The 16,120-nt window shown below is 58.4% G+C and carries 15 protein-coding genes; 6 read left to right on the plus strand and 9 right to left on the minus strand.

The window, feature by feature from the left end; translation table 11 throughout:
- Window positions 1-520 precede the first annotated feature (520 nt).
- A complete protein-coding gene (locus tag HKN37_12465) occupies window positions 521-1,384 on the plus strand; it encodes a hypothetical protein (GenBank protein NNE47459.1) in 864 nt (287 codons plus the stop codon).
- 32 nt (window positions 1,385-1,416) lie between these two features.
- On the opposite strand, the gene HKN37_12470 is transcribed toward HKN37_12465, so the two are convergent.
- Together HKN37_12470 and HKN37_12475 are read right to left on the minus strand one after the other, a co-directional pair.
- On the minus strand, window positions 1,417-3,093 hold the full coding sequence (locus HKN37_12470) for a T9SS type A sorting domain-containing protein (GenBank protein NNE47460.1): 1,677 nt from the start codon (window positions 3,091-3,093) through the stop codon (window positions 1,417-1,419).
- 102 nt (window positions 3,094-3,195) lie between these two features.
- Window positions 3,196-3,936: an SDR family oxidoreductase gene (locus HKN37_12475; GenBank protein ID NNE47461.1), complete on the minus strand. Its 741-nt coding sequence runs from the start codon at window positions 3,934-3,936 to the stop codon at window positions 3,196-3,198.
- A gap of 475 nt (window positions 3,937-4,411) precedes the next feature.
- Here HKN37_12475 and HKN37_12480 point away from each other — a divergent pair, with 475 nt between their 5' ends.
- Window positions 4,412-4,960 carry a hypothetical protein gene (locus tag HKN37_12480; protein ID NNE47462.1) on the plus strand — a complete coding sequence of 183 codons (549 nt, stop codon included), beginning with the start codon at window positions 4,412-4,414 and terminating at the stop codon, window positions 4,958-4,960.
- Between the two features lie 331 nt (window positions 4,961-5,291).
- On the opposite strand, the gene HKN37_12485 is transcribed toward HKN37_12480, so the two are convergent.
- Window positions 5,292-5,819 (minus strand): T9SS type A sorting domain-containing protein, encoded by a 528-nt coding sequence (locus HKN37_12485; GenBank protein ID NNE47463.1) that lies wholly within the window; start codon window positions 5,817-5,819, stop codon window positions 5,292-5,294.
- A gap of 66 nt (window positions 5,820-5,885) precedes the next feature.
- Here HKN37_12485 and HKN37_12490 point away from each other — a divergent pair, with 66 nt between their 5' ends.
- A complete protein-coding gene (locus tag HKN37_12490; protein NNE47464.1) occupies window positions 5,886-6,320 on the plus strand; it encodes a hypothetical protein in 435 nt (144 codons plus the stop codon).
- A 150-nt stretch (window positions 6,321-6,470) separates the two neighbouring features.
- Here HKN37_12490 and HKN37_12495 read toward each other — a convergent pair whose 3' ends face one another.
- Window positions 6,471-6,878 carry a hypothetical protein gene (locus HKN37_12495; GenBank protein NNE47465.1) on the minus strand — a complete coding sequence of 136 codons (408 nt, stop codon included), beginning with the start codon at window positions 6,876-6,878 and terminating at the stop codon, window positions 6,471-6,473.
- A 472-nt stretch (window positions 6,879-7,350) separates the two neighbouring features.
- On the opposite strand from HKN37_12495, the gene HKN37_12500 reads away from it, so the two are divergent.
- The gene (locus HKN37_12500) at window positions 7,351-7,815 is read left to right on the plus strand and encodes a hypothetical protein (protein ID NNE47466.1); all 465 of its coding nucleotides are present in this window, start codon (window positions 7,351-7,353) and stop codon (window positions 7,813-7,815) included.
- A gap of 131 nt (window positions 7,816-7,946) precedes the next feature.
- Here HKN37_12500 and HKN37_12505 read toward each other — a convergent pair whose 3' ends face one another.
- Window positions 7,947-8,321: a nuclear transport factor 2 family protein gene (locus HKN37_12505; protein ID NNE47467.1), complete on the minus strand. Its 375-nt coding sequence runs from the start codon at window positions 8,319-8,321 to the stop codon at window positions 7,947-7,949.
- Between the two features lie 152 nt (window positions 8,322-8,473).
- Here HKN37_12505 and HKN37_12510 point away from each other — a divergent pair, with 152 nt between their 5' ends.
- On the plus strand, window positions 8,474-9,055 hold the full coding sequence (locus HKN37_12510) for a CIA30 family protein (protein NNE47468.1): 582 nt from the start codon (window positions 8,474-8,476) through the stop codon (window positions 9,053-9,055).
- A 65-nt stretch (window positions 9,056-9,120) separates the two neighbouring features.
- Here HKN37_12510 and HKN37_12515 read toward each other — a convergent pair whose 3' ends face one another.
- The 4 genes from HKN37_12515 to HKN37_12530 all read right to left on the minus strand — a co-directional run bounded on the left by HKN37_12515 (window position 9,121) and on the right by HKN37_12530 (window position 14,719).
- Window positions 9,121-10,314, minus strand: a complete 1,194-nt coding sequence (locus HKN37_12515) for a carotenoid 1,2-hydratase (protein ID NNE47469.1) — start codon at window positions 10,312-10,314, stop codon at window positions 9,121-9,123.
- Between the two features lie 2 nt (window positions 10,315-10,316).
- On the minus strand, window positions 10,317-12,854 hold the full coding sequence (locus tag HKN37_12520; protein ID NNE47470.1) for an FtsX-like permease family protein: 2,538 nt from the start codon (window positions 12,852-12,854) through the stop codon (window positions 10,317-10,319).
- A complete protein-coding gene (locus HKN37_12525; protein NNE47471.1) occupies window positions 12,854-13,558 on the minus strand; it encodes an ABC transporter ATP-binding protein in 705 nt (234 codons plus the stop codon). Before HKN37_12525 ends, HKN37_12520 begins: the two co-directional genes overlap by 1 nt.
- A 117-nt stretch (window positions 13,559-13,675) precedes the next feature.
- Complete coding sequence (locus HKN37_12530) at window positions 13,676-14,719, minus strand: FAD-dependent oxidoreductase (GenBank protein NNE47472.1); 1,044 nt, start codon at window positions 14,717-14,719, stop codon at window positions 13,676-13,678.
- Between the two features lie 98 nt (window positions 14,720-14,817).
- Between HKN37_12530 and HKN37_12535 the strand changes: the two genes are divergently transcribed.
- Window positions 14,818-16,120 (plus strand): cryptochrome/photolyase family protein (locus tag HKN37_12535; protein NNE47473.1); only part of this gene is annotated, 1,303 nt, incomplete at its 3' end.

The raw sequence follows: 16,120 nt of genomic DNA on the forward strand, positions 1-16,120 counted from the left end.
GCCCAAATGCTCCTATTAATCCGATGAGTGCCAGTGGCGGAAACGTACCTTCCTCGGCACTCAAGATCGCCTGATAACATGGATACAGAAATGTCCAGGAAATCAGGTAGTTGATTACGACAAATGAGCCCAATGGGCTTCTTGTGATGACTGATCTTAGCACACTATTGTACCATATGCTCTACTAATCGGCGGTGGCCTCGCTCTCGTATGTACACGCCAGCCGCCTCGTTCCGGTTATTAAGAAACGGTTGGCTGAGGTTAGCGAGCCGCAGTGGTTTGACGAGCGGTGCGAGGTCCAGATTCCGCACGTGGTACCCGGAATGGTAGACACCAGGGTTGAGGTGTGAACAATTCTACTCCAACGTCTCCAGGGACTCCCGGAACTCTTCCCCCGTAATCTCCTTGCGCACGGCATCCATAAGCATCGCGCCGCAGTTCCGTATGTTTTCGACTGGGCCAGAGCTTCGCCGATTATGCGCCCGTCAATATGAATGAATGATGCTCAACGCCTGACGATGTGAACCGCTTTCACCTTGCATACCTGACGGCGAACGACAAGCGCTTCGCAACAGACTACCTGCATTTTCGGAATATGGCTCGTCGATCTCCGGGAGTCCAGACCGGACTGCTCACGATCATCGTTGGTCGTGCTCGGTCTGTCTCCGCATTCGATCTGGCTTTAGTCGAGAGACTTGTGGACTGCACCAGAGATTGTCCCTGGCTGGACGTACGAGGGGTCTTGTGGAAAGGAAACCTGGGTCGAGATTTCAGCTCTGCAGCCGTCGCCTTGAATGACATCTCTGGCATCGTACATGAGAGCGACTATGTCATGGTAAGAAACCGCAGTGCCTTCGGGCCGCTTGCCGAAAACTGGTACCAGCAATACGTAGACCAGTACAATCGACACCCTGCTACAGGACACGTCGGAAGCACTATCAACCTCATCGGACACCCCTTAAGACCAGACGTCGAGGACACCCCCCACGTTCAGTCATACATCTACCTGAGTCAGTGGAAGCACCTGGGTACAATGGTCAAGGACTATCCGGGCAGTAGGCGTGCTGATCGCCTCGATGTTGTTGTCGAGGGCGAGATCGGGCTGAGTCGGCAAATAATGGCCGACGGTCAACAGATTTCTTGTCTCAATTGGCCCGAACATCCTTTCAGTGCCGATGGTCCTATTCTGTCATCACTGCCCAGAAGAGACATCAAGAAGATGGCGCTCCACTTACCGTTCCGTTACAAGTACGGTAGCTATTACTTCAGTCGCTCTTCGATACTCGGCCTGATAGTGTGGATGCTGCACTTGCTGAAATGCAGCACGGTGTCAAGATCTGGACGGCACGCGCCATCGAGACGTGTGCACGACGTGTCTGATTAGGATCCAGACGCGCAGGCGTTATAGTGCCTGTCCTACTTCACCACGACTATCCGCTTCGTCTCGACATAGTCCTCGGTCTCGAGCCGGTAGAAGTAGACACCAGAGGGGAGACCCGTGGCGTCGAACGACATCTCGTACGTGCCCGCCGGCTGGGTGCCGGAGGCGAGTACCGTGACCTGCCGACCCAACACGTCGAAGACCGAGACACTCACCTCCGAAGCACGACGCAGCGAGTACGCTGCTCTCGCTCGTGCGCGCACCGGGTTGGGATAAGGTGACGACAGCGACATACCTGCCTGCCCGCCCAACGCACCTTCCAACCCCGTCGCGGAGCCACCCGCATGGTAGACGACATACCCCCAGGGGTCCAGATTCACTGCCGCGCCGGCATCCAGCGTCACGTTCTGTCCCGAAAAGGCATCCTGGTATGTGCCCGGTGTACGCGTGCCGCTGAGCGTCACGCCCCGTGGCTGATCTGATAGGTTGACAACCACGACTACGATGTCGGTGTCCACCTCGCGTACAAACGCAAAGACATTGCTGTTGTCTGACGTAAAGATCCTCTCGAGCGGCGCCCCGTGCCGACCATTCCAGAGTGCTCGGTTGTCTCGCTTCAGTCGCAGCAGTGCCTCATACAGATCGGAGTTCGGATGATCCCGCCACACGATCGGATCGCGATCGAAGAAGGCAAGCCGCCTGTCGAGCCCGGCCTCCTGTCCACTGTAGACGAGCGGCATCCCGTTGAAGCTGGACGTCAGCACAGCGAATACCTCTGCCGCGTCGCCGAACAGTTCGCGCGTAGTGCCATGCCACGAGTTCTCGTCGTGATTCGAGGTGAAATACATGCGGTAGGCCTCTGAATTGTACACCATCGCTTCGTTGGCGGCGTAGACGGAGGCACTCGACGCGGTGTCGATCCCGTCAGCGATTCTCTTCAGGACTCCTCCGCCGAAGCCGTATAGACCCCACCCGTACGTCATATCGAATCCGCGGTCATGCCAAGCCGGATCGTCCGCTTCGGCAAGCATCAACAGTCCGGGCTTCGCGGCCCTCAACTCGTTTATGGCGTGCACCCAGAAGTCGGGCGGCATGAAGCTCACTGCATCACAACGGAAACCGTCCACTCCGACATCCAGTGCCCAGAACTTCATCGCGTCGATCATGTAGTCCCGAAGCCCCTGCTTCGAGTAGTCGAGCTCAATGACGTCCGACCAGTTCGTCCCGGGCGGCGGGATGAAGTTGCCGCTGACGTCCTTTGCAAACCACTCGGGCTGGGTTGTTGTCAACACGTGGTCCCACGCCGTGTGGTTGCCGACCCAGTCCATGATCACGTACATGCCGCGTTCATGGACGTCCCGTACCAGCGCCCGAAATTCCTCCAGCGTACCGAACTCCGGGTTCACGGCGAGATGGTCGCGCACGGAATAGTAGCTTCCCAGACTGCCCAGACGCTCCAGCTGTCCGATGGGATGGATCGGCATGAACCACAGGATGCCGACACCGAGACGCTCCAGACGGTCGAGATGCTCCGAGAATCCCGCGAACGTGCCGTCGGCCGAGTACTGGCGAACGTTCACTTCGTAGATGCCCAGGTGGCGACTCCAGTCTTCGTGCCCCTGGGCGACTGTGTGGTTGGCCCCGAACAGAATCGCTGTGCAGATCCAGACGAGAACAATCCTCAATATCGAGCGGCCTTCGGTCTTCGTCATTCAAATCGTGCGTGTAGTTCAATCAAGCGGTGCCTGGCATAGAACGTCTCTGTCTCCGCTCTTATGGAATAGTCGCAGGCTACTGCCACAACCACGTTTCTCTTACTCACTGGTCGTACTCCATACGTTCTTGTCGATCAGCGTTGGCCTATCAACGCACCACCATCCCCTTCCCCTCGACGAAGTCCCCGGCCTGTCGTGAACGCCACGCCCCTGGTATGACACGCCCGGCGTCTTGCGCAGGTACCTATCGTCGTCGAGTTGACTCAGCATGAAATCGGCAACATCGGCACGTGATATCCAACCTTTGATTCGCCGGTCCCGGGTGGAAAAACCATCCCGATAGACACCTGTACGTGGTCCGTCCTTCAGATGAGGTGGGCGGACGATGGTCCAATCCAACGAACTCTGCTTCACGACGGCTTCCTGGCGCTCGTGGTCAGCGAACGCGTGCCGCAGGAATATCGCCACGACAATGTACCTGGTGAAGAACGCCAAGTTGCTTCGACTATCCCCCACGCCAAGTGAGGATAGACTGACGAAACGCTTGACGCCTGTCTGCTCCATAGCCTCAACGACATTTCGCGTTCCCTCCTCTCGAAGCGTAGTCGGGCTCGCGCCAGCGCCGATGGTCGAGAGTACGGCGTCTTGTCCTGCGACGGCGGTTCTCACCGTGGCCGAATCTAGCACGTCGCCGCTCTCAAAACTCAAGCGTTCGTGCTGCAAGTCTTTAACCTTGGCCGGATCGCGAACGTATGCCGAAACGAAATGATCGGCGTCGAGAGCCTGCTTTACCAGTTCTCTTCCCGTGCCCCCCGTTGCCCCGAAAACAAGCAACTTCATCACAAACCTCCTGCTAACTGTCTTGCCGTTGGTTTTGCGTTCGCGGCGCGGCTGGCCGCAGGGTGACGGTCGGTAGAAGGATCCTTCCTGTCAAGAGGGGAATCCCCGAAACCGGAAGTCCCGCCGGCTTCGGCAGCCGAGAGGGTATGTCAATAATTCGCAAGCGATACATTCACCGCTACTATCGCGGCTCGACGTAGTCCCCAGACTCGAGGCGATAGAGATAAACGCCGGAGGAGGGCGGCGGCAGGTGATCGTGCGAAGGTCATACGCTACGACAACGAGGGCTTAGCCACCTGATCCTTGGTAATGAGAGGAGAACGCCCACCAACTAAACAGGCAATTCCTTTCGGTAACATCCCCTTCTTCTCAGTATTAAGCCGACAAACGAAAAGGCCCGGCTCCCTTTCACAGACGCCAGGCCTTTCCCAAGACAACCCTAGCATTCCGTACGAATACGGTAGGAGGTATCTCTATGAGAATTTTATCGACCGTTTGCGTTTTTGTTCTCGCCCTGGCCCTGGGAAGTTGCTCCGACGCTCCAACCACTTCTCTTGAGGTCGAATCAGGTACGATCACCGCAGCAGCAGCGAAGATTGTGTTGCCGGCACCGGGGACATTTGTCCTGGGCGCCAGCGGCAAGGGAGCGGTCCGACACATTCCAGACCCCGAGTGTGGCGTGCTAGACGAAATCGGAGAATTCTTCTTGGTTGACTGTCGGAACCAGATTGCCACCTATAGTCGCAATGGCAATGCCCTGGCGGTCGTGCAGGCGTCAGGTGTGCCCAATCTTACTGGTGAGGTCGTTCATTGGGATGCCTACAATCCAGGCATCGGGTTAATTGAGGGATGGGCCGGCACGATTGATGAGCCACCGTACCCCTGTCTGGTTCTTGGACCCGAACCGAACTGGGAGACGGGGGCGGACCTTCTGTTCACAGTCAAGTGGTCGGCAGTACTTACACCCTCGGGACAGGCTACGTTTAGCTGCCACTACTCTGACAAGTGGGCCTATCAGTGGTAAACAGATCAGGCGTCTTGTCGAAACTGCGCACCGACCGAACCGATGCTCGCGCTTTTCGCGCCAGCTTCGTCGATGTCCTGTGAGGGAACGAAAGGAGTGAGCGACGCTGAGGGACGCTGAGCCGCGTCTCATCGGTACAAACTACGTGTACCCTGCCAGATCGACTCTACCGATATTATTCTGTCCCGCAACAGTATGGAGCCCCTGGCCTCCGCAGTGGCACTGCAGAGGTCAGGGGTTCGACTCCCCTTGGCTCAACCTCGCGGGTGCACGACTCATGGTCGCCAATCCGCCAGTGTCCTCCGTATCGCGACCGCCGCAACGCACCGCGTCACCGCGCAACGACCAGAGTCGATACCCGTGACTGAGTTCCGGCTGTCAGCCGGCAGAAGTAGATACCTGCTGCGAGGTCGGACGCATCGAATCTAGTGGCGTATTCGCCCGGCGGTCTCGGACCGGAGTAAAGCACATCGATCCGCCGGCCAAGAAGATCGTAGACAGTAAGTGTCACTTCTTCCGACCGCTGAAGTGAGTATCTGATGGTCGTGGCAATCCTGAACGGATTCGGATAGTTGGCCCGCAAGACAACATCATCGCGTTGCACCTCGCGCGGGACGGACTCCTCAACCCCAACGGGCTGCACGTTGACAGCAGCGGAGGTAGAGGCGTAGCCCGTCGATCGGGCAGTCACGTCGAAATCACCGACACCTAACGCTTCCAGCACCGCCTTCACATCGCCCGCCACGTCAGTCCTGGCTGCGTTCGGCGTGACCCGCGCAACCGATGGATCACTCACCATGATATGAACCGTCTTGTCGACGGCAGGCCCGCCCGAGGTGGAAGCAACGTTAATCGTCATCTCGGTCGTCCCGCTGAACGCGACGATAATGCCGAACTGTATGAGGTGGCGGTTGACGGAACCCGCTTGCGACGACTCACGGAAACTCCCGACGACGAATACTATGCTTCCTGGTCTCCAGACGGCAGATACATCGTGATGGAGCAAAGAGCGGACGACAATCGAGATATTGTCGTCATGGATAAGGCAGGAGGGCCGCTTCAAAATGTGACCAATCATCCGGCGCGAGATCATCTTCCGGCATGGTCCCCTGATGGTAAACAGATTCTATTTGCATCGCGGCGTAACGGGCCTGACGACGTATATGTAATGGACAGAGACGGAGCCAACGTCCAGAATCTGACTGATGACGCAAGTGTCGATATTATGGCCAAGTGGTCTCCCGACGGCACGCGAATCGTTTTCGTTTCGAATCGCGGCGGCTCCTTTGCGGTTTACGTAATGCAGGCAGACGGCGACGACGTGGAACGGCTTGAGAAGGAGATTGAAGGCGGTCGTTAGCCTGCCATTGCCAGGCCGCTCACGTCTACACACGTTGGCCGCGGCCCTCTCGGCGCGCGACGGCATCAGATGCATGATCATGACATGTAACTCTTGCGCCCACCTGACAACTCCTCCTCTCTGGTGCTAAGGCTGCACAGTCTAATGCCGTTACTGCAAATTGAAACCTGCAGTTATGACCCACGCTTCGGGCTCGGTCACGTCGATCGTACAAACGTTGCCTTGTACGGACGGGCAGGCACCCCAGTTGACAAACACGCTTCCGGGCTGCGCCGTTGCCGTCAGCATGAGGGACGGGTTTCCCTCCAGGTCGTCGAAGGCGTCGGAACAAGAACCCGACGTCGTTCCCAACGTGATCGTACAATTGATGTCAGCGTGTGGGTGACTTGAAGTCACGGTACCCGATCCAGTACCCAGGAGCACGACGGTTACTGAGATTGCCTCTTCGGTCTCTGAGCTTGAGCACGCCGGAAACACCAGTGCACTCGTACCGGCGAGCAGTAACAGCATCAGCGGGAAGGCTACCCTTGACGTGTAATGAGAAAGCATCGATTTCATGCGACGTGGCTATTGACGAATGGGTTGAAGTTGACCAAATCTGATCCGGAATGTAACTGCCACCCCTCTTTCGCAGAATCGACGAGTTATGATCTTGCTCCGACAAAACACGGTTCCGCGCCCTACCTACATGCCAGAAAGGAGGCACAGCCGACGAGTAATGGGGCAGAGAATATGATAGCGCTTGTCTGCGCGCTGCCAAACAAGGCTGGCTTCATTTTCGCCCGCTTGCGCCGGTTTCCTGCTTAGGCGGCGTAGCAGGTTGTGTATTGGCCTGTTGCAGGTCTTGTCGATTGCGGAACCCGGCCTCCTGCCTGGTGCGATTTTGGCGAACGTCTTCGTTATAAGATAGACGCCCCGATGCGCCCTGTCCCGGCGAGCCGGATGGCGAGTCCGGCTCACTTTCGGCCACGGCACACGGCAGTCGGGTTGAGCATCATCATAGGTCCTCCGATCTGATCGGATATATCGTATGGGGCAGCAGCAACTCGTTCTACTGGTTCTCGCGACTACGATCGTCGGCCTGGCGATCACTACCGGGATTCGTGCCTTCGGCGTGAACTCCGCCAGGGCTAACGCCGACGCCATGATTCAGGACGCGCTCCGAATAGCGATGGACGCTCAGGCCTGGAAACAGAAGCCCCAACTGTTGGGAGGCCAGGGACCAAAGCATGCGGCAGACCCCGACAAGTTCAAGGGTGCCACGCTGGCAGCGCTGGGATATCCGGGCGTTGACGACACGTACGTAAATCAGAACGGGCGATTCTCGATCAAGGTTACCGGCAATCGGTTGTTGGTCGTCGGCACAAACGCCATGTTCGACAGTCAGGTCGAGGTGGTCACATGCGGACTCACCGACACCGACATAGTAGGAGAGATCGTTGTCCTTGCTGGTGAGAAGGTTGGTATGACCCCTGGTTGCCCGACGAACAGCTGAACCCGTCTGGGCGTGGTCGTGGCCACCTCGCGTACTTCGTGCCCCTGGGGCTTAACATAGTATCCCGAAGGACGAAGCCTTATCAGCCGGTCCTGTTGGAGTTCTTTGGTCTCAGTTGTGCGCCATCAGCCCTACCCCGACTCACCTTCGACGTGGAACAGCTTGTTGTAGATGCTCCACTTGCCATCCGATTTGAGTAGAGATATCGAGTCGAGAAACGTCATGCCAAGGTAGTCGTCGCGCACGCGGACCGCGGCCGTGCTTCCTGCAACCTCCAACGACAGGATTTCGAGTCGGGCCGGTTCGCCTTTCTCCTTCGGAGAGGGTTGTTGACTTGCAACGAAGCCGGCGAAATCGTCGACCGACATTTCATGAAGTCCGTCTTCCAGGTAGCCAGTGATCTTCGCGTTTGGGTGAAACGCCGCGTGCGCCTTGTCCGCACTGGATTCATACATCGAGTCGAAGTAGGTCTGAATCGTCTCCTGAATTTGCTCTTTGTCGCTCATGGGATTCTCGCTTGGAATTGGTGTTCGGGTCCAGACGATAGGGAATGTGTGCAAAGGTTGCAATGCTATAGGCTATGAGGCTGTTTTGCCGGATGACGGAAACATGACGCGTGATCGCCCGGTCCAAGTGCCCCAACTCAACGTACCGCGCCATGTCCTTCTACATTCTGACGATCCTCATCCTGGCACTGGCAATGGATGCAGAACCTCCCCGTAAATCCACGGAGGTCTCTGATTCAGTGGTGCTCTTCAACTTCAATACCGCCGATGAGACATCCTGGCAGGTCGTCAACGATGGCGTTATGGGAGGGCGTTCTCAGGGATACGTCGCTATTGACGACGGAGCTCTGCGGTTCACCGGCACGCTTGTCACACGCGGCGGTGGGTTTACCTCAGTCCGTGCGGATCGGGGCTTCGACCTCAAGGACTACGAGGGGCTGGAACTCCGCGTCCGCGGTAGCGGGCGTACGTTCGAGGTCGAGGTCGGCGACGGCACCCGCCTCAGGGGACGCACCGTTTCTCGCCGCGCGCCCTTCCAGCCCACTGACGAGTGGACACTGGTGCAGGTGCCGTTCAGCGCGCTCCGCGCGACCGTGTTCGGTCAACCCGTCAGCGCACCGTCGATCGACTTGTCGAGCGTGAAGCGCTTTGGGCTGTACATCCTGGACGGTATAGATGGACCGTTTCGCCTCGAGGTCGACGAGATTCGCGCCTACCGGGCAAGCACCGACTGAGAGGACGCGGTCAATCTTGCCAACGGGAATACGAAAGAGATAGAAACCCCCGGTTTTTTAGCCACTCACTCGTCGCTTCGGGGAGTCGCGTCCTCGTCGTGGCCGGTCATTTCCACGTATCCGCGCCCGACAGGCCTCTCGGTATCACCACGAACCTCGACGGCGCCTTCCCAGTACCTCACTCCAAGATTCATCTCCTGGTTGTCAAGACGCGGAGTGATAAGAACGCTCAGGCCCAACGCCGGAGCCTCAAGGCGCCATTCGGACGGATAGCGTACCCCGGACGCGGGGCTGGTCCAGTAGTCCAACTCCGTGAGTTGAATGTCGTCTCCCGAGATCTGGTTATGGGTTCCGTCCGGCGCTACGAGCGTCGCTTCGACAAAAGGAATCTGCTCGGGCAACCTCGAGCGAACCCGGAAATACATGAGCTCCCGTCCGTCGACGAACTGGAGTGAAAACCAGTCCCATCCAATCTGGTCCTCCCCCAGCGCACTCGTACTCCACTCGTGATCCATCCAGGCCGATCCCGAGACTGAGTGCCTCTCTTCACCGACTTCGATCGCTCCGCGGGCGCTCATTCGCGTGTAGGAATAGTAGTACGACGCATTCCGATCGTCGTAGCTCTTGGGACTGAGGCCTCGGTCGCCGTGGAATACCGCCGGCTTTTCAGGAACGAGCGTCAGATCGAGCGAGAAGTCTTCGCCCCGCGCCCTGATGTCGAAGTTGGGAGATGGCCCCTCACCGACACGAAGGACCCAGTCCCGAACCCAGATCTTGCCCGGCATAGGTCGGCTACCTGCAAGACCTGTCGCTCCACGATCGTTGACTTCCTCGCTGTAGAAAGCACCTCGCGCTATGTCGGTGAGCGCGAGGTGTCCCGTATACAGTTGGTTCGTCCGCCAGGCGGAAACACCAATGGTGGATCGGTCCACACGTTCGTCTTCGCCTGCGTCGGGGGGCGGTGTCAGCGCCGTACGAAAGATCGTAAACTGAAAGCCGAACTCACGTCCATCCCGAGCTTGCAGGTGGCCTGTGTAGTACCACCATTCGGTCTTGAATTCAGGGTGAGCGCCATGATCTCGTGGAAAGACAATTGGTATGACCCGGTCCGCACGCCGGTATCCGACCGTGTCCGCGCCGAGCGCCGACGTTACCGAAAGCGTGGTTGACGAATCCTCAGATGTCGGTCCCGACATCAACAACAGATATGTGACCGAGGCGAACACCAGAACGGCCAGTAGCACAATGATTCCGCGCATGTCTACTCGTACCGGAGAGCTGATGAGGGATTGATACGCGACATGACCCAGGAAGGATAAAGACCTGCAAGGATCGCGGCCCCCGTCGCCAGCAAGATCGTGTAGACCATGTCGGCTGGATCGAGACTCACCTCCAACGTCCAGCCAAACGATCTGCGATTGATCACATGAATGAGCAACAACGCGAGGACCGAACCCAGCGGTACCGAGAGTATTCCCGCCAGGAGACCCATGCCGCCCGTCTGAAGACTCACGTATCCCCACACCTGGCCCACCGACATTCCATTCGCCCTCAGCACGGCAATCTCTCTCGATCGTTCCAGCTGCAGCGCCATCAATGCGCTCAGTACCCCGATAAAAGCCACCACAATTGCGAGCAAGCGGAGCACGGACGTTATCGCAAACGTGCGGTCGAAGATGTCGAGGGAAATACCCCGAAGCGCTGCATTCGATTGAGCGACCAGCTCCTGACGGCCGGCGCTTCGACTCTCGATCTGTCGTATCAAGTCGCTTTCCGCCACACCCTGGGTGGCGTACAGGGCGAGACCCGCTATTCCCGGGTCGCCGAGGTGTCGTGTGAACGTGCTTCTCGCCATCAGTACGGTTCCGACGTCAGACGCGTAGTCGACATACACTCCGGCAATACGGAAGCGCCGAATTCCCTCCGGCGTAGTCAACTCAATGTGACCGCCCACGCCACGGTCGTGTCGATAGCTAAACGGCTCGGACAGCAATAGGATGTCCTCATCTTCCAGCCGGGTCCAGAGGTCTTCCGAACCGGATCGTAGACGAAACGTGCGGGGCGTCATAGGTCCGGGCTCGATCACCACGGCGTCTACTGTCCCCAGGTCGGTCTGAATCGCCTTATGTGCGACGCTGTACGAATCGCTCACTCCCGGAAGTCCACGCAGCTCTTCGGCGAGTGCGGCTTCGATGAGGCTGTCGCCGCGCCGTGCAATGACGCGCGGCGGCTGCACGTAGACGTCAGCCTGGAGCGTGTAAGAAAGCCACTGCTCGACAGTCCCCCGAAAACTGTTCACCATGATTCCGACGGCCAGCGTCGCTGCGACCGCGACTGCCAGCGCTGCGATTGCAACCCCGGTGCGACTGAGGCTTGCGACAATGGCCCTTGCAGCCATCCTGCCGAGAGTGCCGAGTGCCGACCCGAAGATCCTCCTCAAGAAATAACAACCGACCGTGACGGCAACAGGCGTCAGCAGCACAAACATCACGATCACAAAGAACAGTCCGGCGTAGCCCGTCCAGACGCTCTTTCCGGACAAGGCGATCAGAGCGATGGCTACCATCAGAGGTCCGATCGCGAACACGGCAAGGCGCCGGGCATCCAGCCGCGCCCTGGACTCCAGTGAGGACGACCGAAGCACTGTGGCTACGTCAACTGAAGTTGCCTCCATGGCCGGCGGCACCGCCGACAAGCTCGTCGCCAGTACGCCAAGAGCCAAGGCCTTCAAAAGCACGGCCGGGGAAAGGTCCACCGACGAAACTGTCAGTACGAAGTAAAGGTCGTTGATTGTCTGCGTAGCCAGGCCTATCAGACCCTTCGACAGCAGTACGCCCAGAGCAAGCCCGACTATAGATGCTGGCAGGCCGACCAGCAGACTCTCGAGCAGAACCATAAGAAACACCTGACGGCGGGAGACGCCGATGGCCCGAAGTCGACCGATCAAGATCCTGCGCTGTACGACTGAGAAAGTGATCGTGTTGTAGATGAGAAACATGCCCACCATCAGCGCGAGCAAGCTGAGCGCGGACAGGTTCACCTCAAACGCCCGGGTCATATCGCCGACAACCTGGGTCCGACTGTCCGACCGCTGTATGACCAGCCCGCCACGCAGACGCGAGGTGAGCAACGTAATATCTTCCTGTCCGGCATCGCCTTCAGCGATCCGGACGTCAATGCGCGAGAGGCTACCCGCCATGCTCAGCAGTTCCTGCCCGGTCGAAATATCGACGACCAGGACTCCGGTCAAACCCTTGTTGCCGCCTCCCTCGGACGCTTCCACAAATCCACCGACGGTCACCTCTTTCTCAATCCCGTCTATTCGCATCCGAAGCGCTTGATCAGCCTCCAGGCCGCATTGGTCCGCGAGATTCCTGTCCACCAGCGCCGTGCGACTCGATAAAAAACGTCCCAGGTCGAGATCCGTACGCCGAACGAGACCCCGAACCTCGCCGTCGGCCAGAGGATCAATGCCAATGATTCGAACAATCCGCCGATCGCACGACGGAAGGCGCGCGTAACCCTCGATGAGTGGTGCAAGGCGAACCCCTGTTCGGGCGGTTGCCAGCGCGACGTACACCGAATCAGGAAGTTCTCCGGACGACGCGACGATCTGGTGGGTAGCCGTTCCGGTGACGGCGTCGGCCGAGAGCCGAAACGCCCGCGATGCGCTGTGGTTGGTCAGGTCAATTCCGGCAACAACGGCGACTCCGATAGCAACACCGGAGATCGACAGCAGGAGCATCCATGGGTGGCGTGCGAAATGCCGAAGACTTGAACGGAAGAGCAATCTGGTCATCAGCGCCCCACCGATTCGGCGGTCGCTTCTATCACCTTGCCTTCACGCATGAGCAGCAGCCGGTCTGCACGCTCGACAAAATCCGTGTCGTGAGTGACCACGAGCATCGTCTTGCCATCCTGGCGCACAAGTTCTACGAAGAGATGCATTACGCCACGACCAGACTGATAGTCAAGGTTGCCCGTAGGCTCATCAGCCAGCACAAGAACTGGATCGTGAGCCAGAGCTCTTACAAGGGCAACCCGCTGCTGCTCGCCGCCGGACAATCGGTCGGGGTAACTATGCGCGCGATCGACAAGGCCGACCCGATCGAGAAGCGCCCGCGCACGGGCTTCTCGACCATTCTCTCTTCCGGCCAGCTCCATCGGAAGCAGCACGTTTTCCAGGACGGTCAGTGTATTTATCAGGTTGAAGGCCTGAAACACGAAGCCGATGCGATGTCGCCGGAAATGCGTGAGCTCCCGCTCGTTCATGCCGGAGACATCGACTCCGCCGACCTCTACACTGCCAGACGTAGGCCGATCGAGCCCTCCGAGAAGGTTGAGAAGCGTACTCTTGCCGGCTCCGCTGCGTCCGAACAGGACCGTGAGCTCGCCCTGGCGCAACTCGAGATCAACTCCGCGCAGAACACGATGGAGCTGATCGCCTTCCTGAAAATCCTTCGTGACGGCGTTAAGCCGCGCCGCTGGCTGTTCGACGGTCAATGTCTGTCCACCAGAATTCTACAAGCGCAGCATTTGACTCTCAGTAGGCCAACTGGTTCGGCGTCCGAGCTGATCCGCGCCACCAGGCCTGTCATCTACGCTTCGAACGTCATTTGTTCATCCCGCATCCGCGATCCCACTCCCCGAATGACCCAGGACGCGCTCCGCCACGGAAAGTCCGCTGAGAAATGCACCTTCGATCCGCGAGCCGTGACACCAGTCCCCACACGCACCGACAGCGAGAGCGTCATCCCACAGACAGCCCTCGCTCAGGGGAGTGGCCGCCTGGGCGTATCGCCACAGGTGAGAATTCAAATGCAGTACGGCGGTTTCGGGCGCGCCCGATGCTTCGAGAAGGCTCGTCAGGAGTACCGAGCCGACATCCGCTGCCTGCCATCCGATATGACGTTGCGACCATTCCGGGGATGCGTGCAGTACCCACGATTCGTACTCGGGACGCCCGGGCTTGCTGTTGTTTCGTGCAGCCCAGCTAAGAATGTCGTCATCCATGAACAGCCCGTCTGCCTTGAGTGACAGCGGCCTGTCGAATACGACCAGCGACGCCCAACAGGGCTGCATCTCAACCGAGGATGCCTTGTCCGCCAGGGAAGGGGAACTCGTGAGTAGCTTGCACGCCTGCTCCGGCGGAAGTGCAACGACAACCGCGTCGTAATTTCCGAGAGACTCGTTGTCTCCATCCAGAAGTCTCCATCGATGCCCGACCCGCTCGACATCTGCTACAAACGTGCCGGAGTCCGCACGGATACCCGAGGAGAGATTCCGTGCCAGAGCGCTCATGCGCGGGACGCCTACGTAGCGCTCGACAGATGTCGTTTTCGACACAACCGAGCCACGGCGGGCTACTCCAATTTCTCCATCCCAGGTCTGGACGACTCCGTCCCGAAGCCAGGAGCGAACCTGTGTAACGAACCTCTCGTCCCTCGCAGTGAAGTACTGGGCCCCGTGATCAAACTCGAAATCGCCCTGTCGCCGTGTCGACGCCCGACCCCCGGGAGCCCGCCCTTTGTCAAACACGTGCACCGGGACGTTGTGGTCCGACAACGTTCTGGCAGCCACAAGGCCGGAAATTCCCGCACCGACTACCGCAACAGCGGAGACATCGGAATACACATTTTCTGACACGGGTTCAGTGGAAAACATCTGAAGCGGTTAATATCGTCGGAATTGACCAGAGGTCATTAACTTGAAAATGTACGGCGTAGTCTCCGAAGTAGGGTGCTGATCACAATGGTACATTCATGACTCGTGCGCGCAACCTCATCTTTGTTCTGGGCGACCAACTTGACCCCACCGCCGCAGCATTCGACGACGCCGAACCCGACAGCGACGTCGTCATTATGGCGGAGGTTGATGCGGAGGTCAAGCGCTACCCAAACCACGTGCAGCGCGTTGTGCTCTTCTTTACCGCGATGCGCCATTTTCGGGACGCCCTTCGAGAGCAGGGTTACAAGGTCATCTATCGTCAGATAGGCGACGAACCGGAGACGGAAAGCCTGATTGGCTTTCTGCAGGAGCAGATCAGGGTGCTAAGTCCAGAACGGGTTGTGATGACGGAGCCGGGTCGTTACGAGTTGGAACGCGCGTGCCTGGACATGGCGCAGGCTGAAGGTATCCCGCTTGAGGTTCGACCCGACAAGCACTTCTTCTGCTCCCGGTACGACTTCACGGAGTGGGCCAGTGAGCGCAAGACACTTGTGCTGGAGCACTTCTACAGGAAGATGCGAAGACGGTACGGCTACCTGATGCGCGGAGACAAACCGGTAGGCGATGCGTGGAATTTTGACAGTGACAATCGTGCCGCGTTTGGACGCGATGGTCCTCACATTGAGCGCTCTCCTCTGGGTTTCAAACCCGACGCTGTCACTCGCGAGGTGATTGATGTCGTACAGCAACGCTATCCCGAGCTTCCTGGCTCGGTCGATGATTTCGACTGGCCCGCAACCCCCGAAGACGCACGACGCGCAGTAGACGACTTCGTTAAGTACAGGCTGCCCCGGTTCGGACGCTATCAGGACGCAATGTGGACAGATGAGCCATACCTGTTCCACGCCCGGCTCTCAACGGCGCTAAACCTGAAGCTCATCAATCCGCGTGTCGTCGTCGAGAAGGCTGTTGAGGCCTACGAAGCAGGCGATGCGCCAATCGGAGCAGTCGAGGGATTTGTCCGGCAAGTGCTCGGCTGGCGTGAGTTTATGCGAGGCGTCTACTGGCTTCACATGCCGGGCTATGAGACGCGAAACGAACTGGAAGCCAATCGTGATTTGCCCTCATTCTTCTGGACAGGCGAGACGGAAATGCAGTGCGTCCGCCAGGTGGTACAACAACTACTGAAACACGGCTATGCTCATCACATCCAGCGACTGATGGTCACCGGCCTGTTTACGTTACTCTACGGCGCCAATCCCCGACAGGTCCATGATTGGTACATGGCGATGTTCGTTGATTCCGTTGAGTGGGTAACCCTGCCCAACACGATTGGCATGTCTCAGTACGCGGACGGTGGTGTGGTCGGGACGAAGCCCTATGTTGCTTCGGGAAAGT

This window comes from Rhodothermales bacterium (assembly GCA_013002345.1).
Classification (GTDB): Bacteria; Bacteroidota; Rhodothermia; order Rhodothermales; family JABDKH01; genus JABDKH01.

Coding starts and splice junctions, on each gene's coding strand:
- HKN37_12470 (NNE47460.1), bottom strand. CDS start 3,093: ATGACGAAGACCGAAGGCCGCTCGATATTGAGGATTGTTCTCGTCTGG.
- HKN37_12475 (NNE47461.1), bottom strand. CDS start 3,936: ATGAAGTTGCTTGTTTTCGGGGCAACGGGGGGCACGGGAAGAGAACTG.
- HKN37_12480 (NNE47462.1), top strand. CDS start 4,412: ATGAGAATTTTATCGACCGTTTGCGTTTTTGTTCTCGCCCTGGCCCTG.
- HKN37_12485 (NNE47463.1), bottom strand. CDS start 5,819: ATGACGATTAACGTTGCTTCCACCTCGGGCGGGCCTGCCGTCGACAAG.
- HKN37_12495 (NNE47465.1), bottom strand. CDS start 6,878: ATGAAATCGATGCTTTCTCATTACACGTCAAGGGTAGCCTTCCCGCTG.
- HKN37_12500 (NNE47466.1), top strand. CDS start 7,351: ATGGGGCAGCAGCAACTCGTTCTACTGGTTCTCGCGACTACGATCGTC.
- HKN37_12505 (NNE47467.1), bottom strand. CDS start 8,321: ATGAGCGACAAAGAGCAAATTCAGGAGACGATTCAGACCTACTTCGAC.
- HKN37_12510 (NNE47468.1), top strand. CDS start 8,474: ATGTCCTTCTACATTCTGACGATCCTCATCCTGGCACTGGCAATGGAT.
- HKN37_12515 (NNE47469.1), bottom strand. CDS start 10,314: ATGCGCGGAATCATTGTGCTACTGGCCGTTCTGGTGTTCGCCTCGGTC.
- HKN37_12520 (NNE47470.1), bottom strand. CDS start 12,854: ATGACCAGATTGCTCTTCCGTTCAAGTCTTCGGCATTTCGCACGCCAC.
- HKN37_12530 (NNE47472.1), bottom strand. CDS start 14,719: ATGTTTTCCACTGAACCCGTGTCAGAAAATGTGTATTCCGATGTCTCC.